Source organism: Desulfosalsimonas sp. (assembly GCF_055149105.1).
This window is the reverse complement of record NZ_JBSRLA010000082.1, coordinates 1-12,543: the sequence shown is the minus strand read 5'-3', so window position 1 is coordinate 12,543 and position 12,543 is coordinate 1. Positions and strand designations below refer to the sequence as shown.

Annotated in this window: 11 protein-coding genes; 8 read left to right on the top strand and 3 right to left on the bottom strand. The window is 55.9% G+C overall.

The genetic code is table 11. From position 1 onward, the window contains the following. Positions 1-11: 11 nt before the first annotated feature. Entirely contained in the window at positions 12-689 is a 678-nt protein-coding gene (locus ACTCIA_RS15110; RefSeq protein WP_463002639.1) for a tyrosine-type recombinase/integrase, read from the bottom strand. A gap of 234 nt (positions 690-923) precedes the next feature. Further along, entirely contained in the window at positions 924-1,886 is a 963-nt protein-coding gene (locus ACTCIA_RS15105) for a UDP-glucuronic acid decarboxylase family protein (protein WP_463002638.1), read from the bottom strand. A gap of 307 nt (positions 1,887-2,193) precedes the next feature. Between ACTCIA_RS15105 and lnt the strand changes: the two genes are divergently transcribed. The 7 genes from lnt (at position 2,194) to ACTCIA_RS15070 (ending at position 9,512) form a co-directional block, all read left to right on the top strand. Continuing rightward, positions 2,194-3,789, top strand: coding sequence for an apolipoprotein N-acyltransferase (gene lnt / locus ACTCIA_RS15100; RefSeq protein ID WP_463002637.1), 1,596 nt, complete (start codon positions 2,194-2,196; stop codon positions 3,787-3,789). A gap of 90 nt (positions 3,790-3,879) precedes the next feature. Then, a protein-coding gene (gene prfB / locus ACTCIA_RS15095) for a peptide chain release factor 2 (RefSeq protein WP_463002636.1) occupies positions 3,880-5,008 on the top strand; the annotation gives its coding sequence in 2 pieces (ribosomal slippage) (positions 3,880-3,948 and positions 3,950-5,008; 1,128 coding nt in all). Further along, positions 4,995-5,546 carry an HDIG domain-containing metalloprotein gene (locus ACTCIA_RS15090; protein WP_463002635.1) on the top strand — a complete coding sequence of 184 codons (552 nt, stop codon included), beginning with the start codon at positions 4,995-4,997 and terminating at the stop codon, positions 5,544-5,546. The genes prfB and ACTCIA_RS15090 overlap by 14 nt, the downstream gene beginning before the upstream one ends. Positions 5,547-5,584: 38 nt before the next feature. After that, a complete protein-coding gene (gene thiL, locus ACTCIA_RS15085; RefSeq protein ID WP_463002634.1) occupies positions 5,585-7,207 on the top strand; it encodes a thiamine-phosphate kinase in 1,623 nt (540 codons plus the stop codon). Continuing rightward, complete coding sequence (locus tag ACTCIA_RS15080; protein WP_463002633.1) at positions 7,204-7,647, top strand: PPC domain-containing DNA-binding protein; 444 nt, start codon at positions 7,204-7,206, stop codon at positions 7,645-7,647. Before thiL ends, ACTCIA_RS15080 begins: the two co-directional genes overlap by 4 nt. 71 nt (positions 7,648-7,718) lie before the next feature. Then, positions 7,719-9,104, top strand: coding sequence for a mannose-1-phosphate guanylyltransferase/mannose-6-phosphate isomerase (locus ACTCIA_RS15075; protein ID WP_463002632.1), 1,386 nt, complete (start codon positions 7,719-7,721; stop codon positions 9,102-9,104). A gap of 36 nt (positions 9,105-9,140) precedes the next feature. Next, positions 9,141-9,512, top strand: a complete 372-nt coding sequence (locus ACTCIA_RS15070; protein ID WP_463002631.1) for an Hpt domain-containing protein — start codon at positions 9,141-9,143, stop codon at positions 9,510-9,512. Here ACTCIA_RS15070 and ACTCIA_RS15065 read toward each other — a convergent pair. After that, entirely contained in the window at positions 9,485-11,440 is a 1,956-nt protein-coding gene (locus ACTCIA_RS15065; protein ID WP_463002630.1) for a hypothetical protein, read from the bottom strand. The two genes, ACTCIA_RS15070 and ACTCIA_RS15065, sit on opposite strands and share 28 nt — an antisense overlap. 279 nt (positions 11,441-11,719) lie before the next feature. Here ACTCIA_RS15065 and ACTCIA_RS15060 point away from each other — a divergent pair, with 279 nt between their 5' ends. Continuing rightward, on the top strand, positions 11,720-12,427 hold the full coding sequence (locus ACTCIA_RS15060; protein WP_463002629.1) for an FHA domain-containing protein: 708 nt from the start codon (positions 11,720-11,722) through the stop codon (positions 12,425-12,427). Positions 12,428-12,543: the final 116 nt, after the last annotated feature.

The window sequence follows — 12,543 nt, the reverse complement described above, 5'->3', positions numbered from 1 at the left end:
GCCAGTCTGAATTATCCCCGGTGCAAATAATGTGAAAATTTATCAAACAGTTCAAAATAATCAGATAATAAAAGTCCGTTTAAAAAGAAAACCAACACCCGATCTCGTCCTTTTTCTTGCGGCTTTCGAATCCGGGTACAGGGGGAGTCTTCAATGACGCCTCTTTCAGCAACGAAATTAAACAGCCTGCTCAATGCCGTGTGGACCCGGTTTGCCGTTACAGGTGCCCGGTTGCGGATTTTATCCAGCAGTATGACAATATCGCGGCGTTTTATATCAGCGACTTTCCAGTTGCCCCATGCGGGGATTGCATCATGGGTTAGCAGGCGTTTTGTTTCACGGCCGGCTTTTTTATACTGCAACTCAACGTCCCAAAATTCTTCAAGGATATCTGTAAATGTGGGAGAGGCCTTCCGTTTGGCCTTGGCCTCCATCTGTTTACGCCCCGGATCAACGCCACTTGCCACATCCTGCACGGCTGTGCTATGTTTTTCTCTTGCTTCGGCAAGCGTCATGGCAGGGTAGATGCCCAGGGTCATCCGCCGGGGGATGCCGTCGAAAAGATAGCGATAGACCCAAACCTTTTTGCCTGAAGGATTGATGCGAAGTGACAACCCTTTGCGATCCGTCACTTCAAAACGCTTCTCCCGGGGTGAAATCCGCTTTACCATAATGTCGGTAAGTGCCATAATTTCAATCCCTTCTCCCGTAAAATAGGGTACAAAACGGGGTACAAAAAAAGCGTGAGTTTGGATGAATTTTAATGAAATGCCATGAAGTGAATATGGCATAATTCTGTTTAAGAATTCAAGCAGTTTTTGGATAATTGAAAAGCTTTGAAGAGGGGTGAAAAATTGACTTTTTTGCTTTGGGAGCAGGAAGTCGCAGGTTCAAATCCTGCCGCCCCGACCAACTCCCTCCTGTTATTCCTGCCCTGCCAGTTCGGAGAAGTATTTAATAGTGCGGGAAAGGCCGGTGTCCAGGTCTGTGGCGGCCTGCCAGTTTAAAAGCTGCCGGGCCTTTGTGGTGTCGGGCCGGCGGCGGACGGGATCGTTTTCCGGCAGGGGCGCAAACACAATGCCCGCTTTTGTTTCGGTCATTTCCACGATTTTTTCGGCCAGGGCAAGGATCGGGGTTTCGTGAGGATTGCCCAGGTTCACCGGTCCGGTGGTTCCGGCCGGGGTTTCCATCATGGCCATGAGCCCTTCGACCATGTCATCAACATAGCAGAAAGACCGGGTCTGGCTGCCGTTGCCGTAGATGGTGATGTCTTTTCCAAAAAGGGCCTGGAGCACGAAATTGCTCACCACCCGGCCGTCGTCCGGGTGCATCCGCGGACCATAGGTATTAAAGATCCGCACAACCTTGATATCCACCTGATGCTGGCGGAAATAGTCGAAAAACAGGGTTTCCGCGCATCGTTTGCCTTCATCATAGCAGGATCTCGGGCCGATGGGGTTGGTGTTGCCCCAGTAGTCCTCTGTCTGGGGGTGTACATGGGGATCGCCGTAAACCTCGCTGGTGGATGCCTGCAGGATTCTGGCCTTCAGGCGCTTGGCCAGGCCCAGTACGTTAATGGCGCCGTGCACAATGGTTTTCACCGTCTGCACCGGGTCCAGCTGGTAGTGGATCGGAGAGGCGGGTGCGGCCAGGTTGTAGATTTCATCGACTTCCACGTAAAGCGGGAAGGTGATGTCATGGCGCATCAGTTCAAAATAGGGGTTGTGGACCAGATGGGCGATGTTGGCCTTGCGGCTGGTGTAGAAGTTGTCCGCGCAAATGACCTCGTGGCCCTTTTCCAAAAGGCGTTCGCACAGATGAGAGCCGATAAAACCGGCACCGCCGGTAACCAGGATCCGTTTTTTGCTGAATCGGGTAATGGACATGAAAAAAATTCCGGTGCGGAGTGAATGCCACAAGGCCGGTGTGTACCGGCCGTCCATGCGCTGTTTTCGTGTTGCTAAAACGCCCCGCGGGCATTGTCTTTTCTTTTAACAAATCCCTTATGGAGTTTCAAACAAAATTGCCGCGGTCATCAATGGCTTCGGCCGGCGGATTTTTTTCCGCCCCCCAGGCTCTGCGCCTTGCCGCAGCGCACTTGCTGTGCTATGACGGCAGACAAACAAATTGTCGGAAATCCTGATAAGGCCATCCTTGATTAAAAAAACCGGCTTGAAAGACAAATATAAATCAATGCCAGCCATGAAACTGAGCCCGGAAAAAAGCATTTCTGTGTTTTTCTGCATTGCCGCAGGAGTGGTGCTGGCATGCGCATTTGACAAAATCGGGGCGGGCTTTGCCGCCTGGTTTGCCCCGGGGCTTTTATTGGCCGGAATATGCCGGGTCCGTGGCGGGGGCGCGGCGTTTCTTCTCGGAGTGCTTGCCGGATTTGTGCATTATCTGCTGCTTTTGTACTGGCTGGTGCCCACCATGCACCGCTATGGGCCCATGCCCGTCTGGCTGAGCTTTTTTGCCCTGCTGTTGCTGGCGTTTTACCTGGCCCTGTACACGGGGGTGTTTGCCTGGGCTGTCACGCTTGTGCCTGTGCGGCCGGTGTTTCTGGTGGTCTGGGTCCCGGTCTGCTGGGTGGCCCTGGAATATGCCAAAACTTTTTTGTTTTCCGGTTTTCCATGGGGTCTTGCGGGCTACAGCCAGTACCGGTATCCGGTTTTGATCCAGTCAGCGGATTTGTTCGGTGTCTACGGGGTGTCTTTTTTTGTCTGCGCGGTGAGCGCGTGTTTTTTTCTCATTTTTATGCATTTGTTTCATGGCCGGTGGCAAAACCGCCCGGTGGGCCGGGGTGCGGCTGTTGCCGGTCTGCTGGTTGCGGCCGGGCTTTTTGCCGCAAATGGCGGATACGGGATGTTTCGGCTGGCAGAACAGGATACGGCAGACAGGCCTGCCGGGCAGTTGCGGGTATCCTTGATCCAGGCCAACATCGAGCAGTCCCTGAAATGGGATGATGCCCATGTGGAGGCGACTCTGGACAAATATATCCGGCTTTCGCTCAGTGCTGCCGAAAAACAGCCTGACCTGGTTGTATGGCCTGAAACCGCAGTGCCGTTTTATTTCTTTCATGATTCGCAGCGCACCCGGCGGGTCCTGGACACGGCAGAACGGATGAAAATCCCTTTGCTGGCCGGCGCGCCTGCTTACGAACGTCCGGAGGATGGAAAAAAGCTGCGTTTGTTTAACTCCGCCTATCTCATCGACGCCCGGGGCCGGGTGGCCGGCCGGTATGACAAGGTCCACTTGGTGCCGTTTGGCGAATATGTGCCCCTGAAAAAATGGTTGCCGTTTGTGGGAAAAATCGTGCCAGAAACCGGCGATTTTTCCCCGGGCCGGCCCGGGCGCCTGCTTTCGGCCGGCAATGCGGATATGGGCGTGCAGATTTGCTATGAAATTATCTTTCCCCACCTTTCGGCGGCCATGGTCCGGGCCGGGGCCGATATTTTGGTCAATATCACCAATGACGCCTGGTTTGGTGACACTTCCGCGCCGCTTCAGCATTTTTCCATGGCCGTGTTCCGGGCCGTGGAAAACCGCAGGCCGGTGGTGCGGGCGGCCAACACCGGCATCAGCGGGTTTATTGATCCGGCCGGCCGCATCCGGGAATCTTCTGCGGTTTTTCAAACCACGAGCCTGACCCGGGACGTGGCGACGGCCGGAGACGAGATCGGATTTTACACCCGCTACCCCCATCTGCTGCCGGGCCTTTGTGCGGCCGCAGCCCTGGTTTTCGTCCTGGCCGGCCTGAGAAAAGGCTTGAGAACCCGCAGGGATTCCTGATAAAGAAGGAAAAATAAACCGGATCTTATGGAAAATCGCCCCGGACAGGGGTGTTATATCTTTTGTTATAAAATAAGGAGGACAAGGGCCATGTCTGAGGAACTCAAATCCATGGTAAATGAGTTGTATGAAAAAATCGACCAGCTAAAGGGGTATCTTTGACATCCCGGAAACCCGGCGCCGCCTGGCGGAAATCGAAAGTCTTCTGGCCGCCGAAGATTTCTGGAATGACCCGGACAATGCCAAAAAGATCCTCCAGGAGCGCTCCCGCTTAAGCCAGCGCATGGAAAGGTGGCAGAACCTTTACAAGGAGATCGAAGACTGCGGCGTGCTGCTGGAACTGGCCGAGGAAGAAGACGATCCGTCTTCTTTGACAGAGGTGCGCCGCCATGCAGAAAAACTGGAAAAACAGATCCGCCGGTTTTCCGTGGACATGATGTTAAGCGGCACAGATGACAGCCGCAATGCCATTGTATCGATTAATGCCGGCGCCGGCGGCACCGAGGCCCAGGACTGGGCCGAGATGCTGTTTCGCATGTACCACCGGTGGTGCGAGGAAAAGAAATATACCATTGATATCATGGATCTGCAGCCCGGAGACGAAGCCGGCATCAAGAGCGTGACCTTTACCGCCAAGGGGGAAAACGCCTTTGGCTATCTCAAGGTGGAAACCGGGGTGCACCGGCTGGTGCGGATATCGCCTTTTAACGCCAGCGGCAAGCGGCACACTTCCTTTGCATCGGTGTTTGTCTACCCGGAAATCGATGATGAGATCGTGGTGGATATTGATGAAAACGATCTTCGGGTGGATACGTTCCGCGCCAGCGGCGCAGGCGGCCAGCACGTGAACAAGACCAGCAGCGCCGTGCGCATCACCCATCAGCCAACAGGAATTGTGGTGCAGTGCCAGCAGGAAAAATCCCAGCTTCGAAACAGGGAACTGGCCATGCGGGTGCTGCGGGCAAGACTTTACCAGCTGGAGCAGGAAAAGCAGGAGCGCAAGATGCAGGCCATCCATGAGGGCAAGGGCGAGATCGCCTGGGGCAATCAGATCCGCTCCTATGTGCTCCATCCCTATCAGATGGTTAAGGATCACAGGATCAACATGGATGTGGGCAATGTCAATGCGGTGTTAGACGGCTGGATTGACCCGTTTATCGAGGCGGTGCTTTTGTCCGGCGTGCAGCAAAACGCCTCTGCGGTCAATGAACCCGCTTGATCTGATCCGCAATTATTACCGGCCCGGGACCCTGGCTTACCGGGTGCTGACCGCCCACAGCACGGCTGTGGCCGAAGCCGCCCTGACCGTGGCCCAACGGGTGGCGCACCTGGCACCGGATACAGGGTTTATCCAAGAGGCGGCCATGCTCCACGATATCGGCATCTGCCGGGTCAATGCCCCGGAAATCGGATGTTTCGGCATATATTCCTATGTCTGCCACGGGTGGCTGGGTGCGCAGATACTGGAAAGCCACGGTCTGCCGGCCCATGCCCGGGTATGTGAGCGCCACGTGGGCGTGGGGCTTTGCGCAGAAGATATTGCCCGACAGCAGCTTGCCCTGCCGGTGCGCGACATGCTGCCTGAAACCCTGGAAGAGCAGATTATCTGTTTTGCGGATCTGTTTTTCTCCAAGATGCCCCCGCCTGACGGCACCCGCAAGGACCCGGCTGCAGTGGCCGCCTCCCTGGAGCCCTGGGGGCCTGAGAAAACCGGGCGTTTTAAGCACTGGCAGGAAATTTTCGGCGCCTGCGTGTAGATGCGGTAGCCGTGTTTTGTCAAATTCGTGGGAGTGCTTTGAAAAATACGAGAATCGATCTGCGGTTTTACTTTATCACCGATGACGGCGCCTCCGGAGCCGGGCCCCTGGAGCAGGCGAAAATCGCCGTAGCAGCCGGGGCCACGGTTGTCCAGTACCGCAGCAAGGCTTTTTTGCCCCCGGATTTTAATGAGGCCCGGGCCATTGCCCAAATGTGTGCCATCCACGGGGTGAGGTTTATCGTTAATGACGACATGATCCTGGCCCGGGCCCTGGGTGCTGACGGGGTGCATCTGGGCCAGCAGGACGCCGACCCGGCCCTGGCCCGGCAGATCCTGGGCCCTGCAGCCATTGTGGGAGTTTCTGTGGCTGATTTGGAAGAGCTTTCCCGGACCGATACAGCCCAATGCGATTATTTGGGAACCGGGCCGGTATTTGCCACGGCTACCAAGGCGGATGCCGGAGAGGCCATCGGCTTGGACGGCCTTTCCGAAGTGGTCCGCCGGTCCGGTCTTCCTGTTGTGGCCATTGGCGGCATTTTTCCGGAATCAGTGGGCGCGTGCATGGAAAGCGGTGCAGACGGGGTGGCTGTGATCAGCGCCATAACCCGGGCAGATGATCCCGCTGCCGCAGCAGCCCGCTTTGCCCAAGCTTGCGGCACCCGTTCCCGGGTTGTGCAGACGCCCTGGCAGGACGAGTTTTTATTGATCCGCCGGATTCTCGGACAGCCGGGCGATGGCCGGGACCCGCAAGGACTGCTCCGGGTGGGGGCCGGTGATGACGCGGCCCTGCTTTCCGATATCGCCAGGCCCGTTATCACCACCGATACCCAGCATGAAAACATTCATTTCCGCCGCTTTTGGCAGAGCTTTCCTGAGATCGGATACAAGGCTGCGGAAACCGCCTTCAGCGACCTGGCCGCCTGCTACGCCCGGCCCCTGGCGCTTTTTGTCAACCTGGCCCTGCCGGCCACGGTTTGCCGGGAAAATGTCATGGAAATTTATCAGGGCATCCGCAAATCCCTTGCCGCCCGGGGTGCGGTGCTGGGCGGCGGCAACGTGTCTTCTGCGCAGGATCTGGCCATTGACATGTTTGCTGTGGGATCCGGCCATGCCGGGATTTTCCCTGTGCGCTCGGCTGCCCGGCCCGGCTTCGGCCTGTATGCCACCGGCCCCCTGGGCCGGGCCCGGGCCGGGCTAAAGTGCCTGATGCAAGGCGATTTTTCGTTTCCCGGGCTGGTTGAGGCGTTCAAGCGCCCCATGGCCCGGTTTGACGCAGCCGCGGTGCTGGCAGATCATGCAGTGGCCTGTGTCATGGATATCAGCGACGGGCTGGCCGGAGATGTGGGCCACCTGGCCCGGGCCTCGGGGATCACCGCGGCCCTGGATCTTTGCCGGACACCGGCAGACCCGGAGTTTGCTTCCTTTTGCGAAAAATACCAAATGGTCCCTGCAGATGTCATGGCCGCGGGCGGAGAGGATTACGAGCTGCTTTTTGCCTGCCCGCCGGAGGTGTTTTCCGCAATTTCCCGGCAGCTTCCCGACGCCTTTTGCGTGGGCACCTGCCAAGCCTTTGACGGCCATCCGGTCAGGGGGCTGCCGGCGGCAATTGAGAGCTTCGGCCACACAACTTCAAAAACAGCCATGGAGATCAATCCATGAAATATTCAGAGGCATCACTTGGCCGGGTATTTGTGGTCCGGCTCGAAGACGGCGATATTGTTCATGAGGCCATTGAAAGCTTTTCCGCGGAAAACCGAATCTCAGCCGCGGCCATCATCATCCTGGGCGGGGCGGACAAGGACAGCCGCCTGGTGGTGGGACCTGAAAACGGCCGGACTGCGCAGATCACCCCCATGACCCATCTGCTTGAAGCAGTGCACGAGGCTGCTGGTACGGGTACGATTTTTCCCGATCAAGCGGGCAAACCCGTGCTGCACCTGCACATGGCCTGCGGCCGGGGGCAAAACAGCGTGACCGGATGCGTGCGTACCGGTGTCAAAGTCTGGCAGGTTATGGAAGCTGTGGTCATCGAGATTGCCGGCACAGATGCCCGGCGGATGCCGGATGCTGCAACAGGCTTTGAATTGCTTTGTCCGTGATCAAAATCACCACAGAGCAAAGACATCGACCTTCATTTGCCAAACCATCCTGAAAAAGGAGACCTGATTTTATGATACCCGTGATCCTGGCAGGCGGTTCCGGTACCCGGCTGTGGCCCATGTCCCGGGAGCTTTATCCGAAACAGCTTCTTGCGATGACAGGCGCGCGGACCATGCTTCAGCATACCCTGATGCGCCTTGACGGGATTGCGGGCCCGGAGCCGCCGGTGGTGATTTGCAATGAAACCTACAGATACGGCATTGCCCGCCAGCTTCGGGAAATCGGGGTCCACGGGTTTGAGCTCATTCTGGAACCAGTCGGGAGAAACACGGCACCGGCGATTGCAGTGGCGGCATTAAAAGCCATGTCCCGGTCCTCAGATGAGCAGATCCTGGTGCTGCCCGCAGATCACCTGATCCGCGATGTTGCGGCTTTCCGCGAGGCAGTGGGCACAGCCGCCGCCTTTGCCCGGCAGGGGTATCTGACCACCTTTGGCGTGGTCCCCCAAAGCCCTGAAACCGGCTACGGCTATATCCGCAAAGGGCCGGCCGTGGATGCCGGAGAAGCGAAAGCCTTTGCCATTTCCAGGTTTGTGGAAAAGCCGGATCTGGAAACCGCGCAGCAGTATCTGGATTCGGGGCAGTACTGCTGGAATTCAGGGATGTTTCTGTTTCAGGCCGCAGATATCTGGGAGGAACTCAAACAGTTTGACCCGGACATGGCTGATGCCTGCCGCCTTGCCCTGGAAAACGGGCGTGTTGAACAGGATGCCCTTTTTCTTGACCCGGGCGCCTTTGGCCGGTGCCGGGCGGATTCCATTGATTATTCGGTAATGGAAAAAACCGAAAAAGGCGTGATGGTCCCGATGGATGCCGGGTGGAGCGATCTTGGCTCCTGGGCGGCCATGTGGGAGTGCGGCACCGGGGATGAAAACGGAAACGTCTGCACAGGCGATGTTTTGGTTGAGAAAACAAAAAACAGCCTTGTGTTTGCCCAATCCCGGCTGGTGGCCGCAGCCGGCATCCGGGATTTGGTGATTGTGGAAACCGATGATGCGGTGCTGGTGGCCGACCGCAACCGGAGCCAGGAGGTCAGGTCGGTTGTGTCCGGTCTCAAGGCGCGCAACCGCAGGGAAGCCTTTTTGCATCCCACCCGGTTTCTGCCCTGGGGCGTTGTGATTGAAATCCACACTGACGCGCAATGCGCGATCCGGCGCATTGAAATCGATCCTGAAAAAAGTTTTGAGATAACATCGCCTGCAGATGCCGCGTGTTGCTGGAGCCTGATTTCGGGAAGCGGCTGGATGACCCGGGACCAGGACCGGGAGAAAATGGATCAAGGCTTTTGCAGTCATATCAGCCCGAAACAGCGCCTGGGTGTAAAGGCATGTGGCCAGGCGCCCCTGGTAATCCTGGAAACTTCCGTTCCGGCTACGGGACCGGATCATCTGATGTGATGAGATACGGAAAAATCCTTTGGAGGATATGGATATATGGGCAACAGTGAAATCAAAGACGCACTTTTTGACAAGGCCGACTTTATCGACCGGGTGGAAGGCGACATGGAACTGGCCGCAGAGATCGCAGAGATGTTTCTGGAGGATGCAGCCGAAAACATGGACAGGATCCGGCAGGCTGCCTTGCGAAAGGATTTCGGGGCATTGGGACAGGCTGCGCATTCCCTGAAAGGGGCTTCTGCCAATCTGTCCGGCATGCGCGTGCGGCAGGCGGCCGCAGACCTGGAACAGGCGGCAAAGGAAAACAAAACAGAAAGTGTTGAACACCGTCTGGCTCTGCTTGAAAAGGAAGTGGCGGCTTTCCGGAGCGCATTGCAGGATCAGATTTTGCCTGTCCGGGGGGGATAAAGCGTCATGCAGGGGCCTTTCCGGCCGGAAGGGTCTGCAGACCAGCCGGGCGGATGCATGGTGTAAAACACCCGTTCGAGCATGAAGGACAGGATAAAGCAGGCGTCTGCCGCCGAGGAAATGCGCTGGATGGATTCCTGGAGGTGCGCTATCCGGTATTTGGCATGCGCAATGGCATAAAGGGCCTGCAGAGCGTCTGCGGTTTGCGAATCCGGTCTGCGGCCCTGCAGGATTTTTTCGCGGATGCTTTTCTGCAGGGTACGGGGCGAGGCTTTTAATATTTCGTCCCGCCGCCGGTCCAGAAATGAATGGCGGTTGATCCGGGATCTGATGTCTGCTTCAAGCTGATGCTTTTCCTCGTATGCAGACCCGGCGAGAAAGGTTTTCAGGTGGTGGGGAAATGAGATTTCAACAGATTCGGTTCGGTTTTGGTACCGCTTGATTTTTTCAATGAATTCGGCAATTGCGGTCTTCCAGAATTTGCCGGAAACGTTGGTATACATCCGGAGCAATCGGTCCGGGTCTTTCCCGGCATTTCTCCGGGCTCTTATGATTTCGGGCATCAGCCGGCCGGTTTTGGCAAAAAGCACCCGGCCGTTGATGATATGAAAGATAATGGCCACGGCGGCATACCAGTCCTGGAGATAAAAGATGCGTTCAAGGGTTTCGGGATAAAGCCGCCGGAGAATCGGGTTGGGAAACACGTGCGAGGGGGTGGCAAAAGGCGGCGTGCCCGCCAGCAGGGGCTGAGGCGGTTTTTCCCCCTTGTTGAAACCCACGGCGGTTTCCAGATCAATCAAGCCCAGCCCGTATGTGGTTGGATCTGCCAGGATGTGTTCAGCCGCGTCCAATTGGCGGTCAATATACATGTTGTCCGGCTTGAGATCCCGGATGGCCACCTGTTGCCGATTTAAGCGATAGAGCAGTTCCAGCACACTGACTGTCAGCCCCTTTATGCGAAGCCGGTTGGTTTGAAAATTTTTGTGCTGGATGCGGGCATGCACGGTTTTGTAAAGATTGTCCAGGCTCTGCCGGTTTTCCGCGATGAGTGTATCGGTTAGTTCGTGGAGCTTTTCGGGCAGGCCCTCGGGCAGGTCGTCCGCCTCGATTTCCGGCCGGAATCCGGCGATCCTGGAAAAAAACCACTGCCGGCGCTGGTAAGGAGCCACGCCCGTGTTTCCGTGTTTTCCGCTCAGGCGGTCCACCCGGTCTTCGAAGTCTGCGTAAAGCCGGCAAAGATCCAGGTAAACCGGTGCGCTGTGATTTCCGTATAGGGATTCGAACGTGGGCAGATCCGTAAACGCCTCGGGCATGCTCTGGAGGATATCGCTGCGCATGCGTTCCTTGACCACGTGCATGGATTCGATCACCTGGTTGAAAAATCCGTGCCTGGAAAGCTCCATGAAATAAACAAAGCTGTTGTTGATCTTCAGATACTGCTGCACCCCGGGTTTTGCCCGGAGTTCGGCAATGCAGGCATTTTCGGTTTCTTCCGGGGTAAGTTCCCCGGGCAGCCTGACAAAGGGCAGTTTTTTTAGAATGGTGTGCATACGGGGAAAGATACAGGAAATAGTCGGGGACAAACGCTTTGCAATCCGATGCTCCAGCTTGATGTGAGCCAGATAGGTCGTCAGTTCCGTGATGGGGTGGGGCGGTATTTTGATGACCAGGGGTTCGTCGTAGATCACACTGAAACACATGCTTTTGCTCTCCACCCGCTCACCGATGGGCAGTATGCTCATGCGCCGGTATTTATCGGTTTTCCCGATCCGGAGCTTTAATTCATAGACGGTACTGGCTGTTGAATTGTCGGATATGCGGACGGCTTGTGCGGCATCCGGTTTTTTGGCCGGTCCCAGAACCTGGATTGTAAACAGGTGCAGGAAATAATCGATTATGGACTGGATGTCTGCAGTTGCCTTGCGCATGTAAAAAACCTGGTTTGCCCTTTCAGCAGTCGGGTGGCCGGGCGGATCAATGGATGATGAAATGACTTCAGCCGAAACTGAGCGATTTTCAGGTTAGCTTGTCTTTAAGCCGGCCGTCAATGAGATTTTTTCCGCAGGAGCGGCGGGATTTACGGCAATTTTGCGGTTGACCTTTGTTTTTAAAAAGCCTATATTGGTCGAACCGATGAATTTTAAATAAAATCAATGAGATTTGTTAAAATTGGTCCGTGTTTCCGAAAATCGACATGGAAGGTGTCTATGCCGTATGTGGTGCTGAAGTCCGGTGAACAAAAACTCAAGACCTATCGACTTGATCCGTCCCGTAAAATTCGTATCGGCAGGGCCCAAAACAATGATATCCGTGTGGAGGACTCGGCCGTTTCCAGCACGCACGCGGAACTGGAACCCGAAGGACAGCATTTTTACCTCACGGATTTCAACAGCCGAAACGGCACTTTTGTCAACAAGGAACTAGTGATTTCCCGCCGCCTGTCCCACGGGGATGTGATTTCCCTGGGGAACCACACCATGGTTTTCGCATACGGCAATGACGAGGAAAAACCGCCGGATTTTCAGGAAAATACCCACCAGGCCACTTTGCAGATTGACACTGCCGACCACCGGGCCAGGCTGGCCAGAGGGGTTGCTGAAATGGCCGAACCCGAGGAGAAGGAAACCACTGTACAGCCGGTGATCAGTTTTTTGTCTGAAACCCGCCCTCCCATGCCTGTTGAAAAAAACCGGACAACCCTGGGAAAAGATGCGGGCTGTGATATCCGGGCCCGTGGCTGGCGTGTGCGCAAAACCGAGGCGTTTATTGAAAAGTCCGATGATAGCTATTATCTGGTTCCGGAGCACCCCAAAAGCCGCGTAAAGCTAAATTATCAGCCTGTCAAAACCCGCACTCAGCTTGCGGAATTCGATGTTATTGAACTGGGGGCCACCATGGTGCAGTTTCACTTTTGATGGTGCTGTAAAAAGTTCAATATCTGCGTTACGCGCGATTCCTCAGAATTTCACGTACGGATAAGTACGCTGCATTCTTCGGAATCGCGCAAGCCTTGATCTTAAACTTTTTACGG

Coding starts and splice junctions, on each gene's coding strand:
- ACTCIA_RS15090 (WP_463002635.1), top strand. CDS start 4,995: ATGAACCCGCTTGATCTGATCCGCAATTATTACCGGCCCGGGACCCTG.
- ACTCIA_RS15080 (WP_463002633.1), top strand. CDS start 7,204: ATGAAATATTCAGAGGCATCACTTGGCCGGGTATTTGTGGTCCGGCTC.
- lnt (WP_463002637.1), top strand. CDS start 2,194: ATGCCAGCCATGAAACTGAGCCCGGAAAAAAGCATTTCTGTGTTTTTC.
- ACTCIA_RS15060 (WP_463002629.1), top strand. CDS start 11,720: ATGCCGTATGTGGTGCTGAAGTCCGGTGAACAAAAACTCAAGACCTAT.
- ACTCIA_RS15105 (WP_463002638.1), bottom strand. CDS start 1,886: ATGTCCATTACCCGATTCAGCAAAAAACGGATCCTGGTTACCGGCGGT.
- ACTCIA_RS15110 (WP_463002639.1), bottom strand. CDS start 689: ATGGCACTTACCGACATTATGGTAAAGCGGATTTCACCCCGGGAGAAG.
- ACTCIA_RS15065 (WP_463002630.1), bottom strand. CDS start 11,440: ATGCGCAAGGCAACTGCAGACATCCAGTCCATAATCGATTATTTCCTG.
- ACTCIA_RS15070 (WP_463002631.1), top strand. CDS start 9,141: ATGGGCAACAGTGAAATCAAAGACGCACTTTTTGACAAGGCCGACTTT.
- ACTCIA_RS15075 (WP_463002632.1), top strand. CDS start 7,719: ATGATACCCGTGATCCTGGCAGGCGGTTCCGGTACCCGGCTGTGGCCC.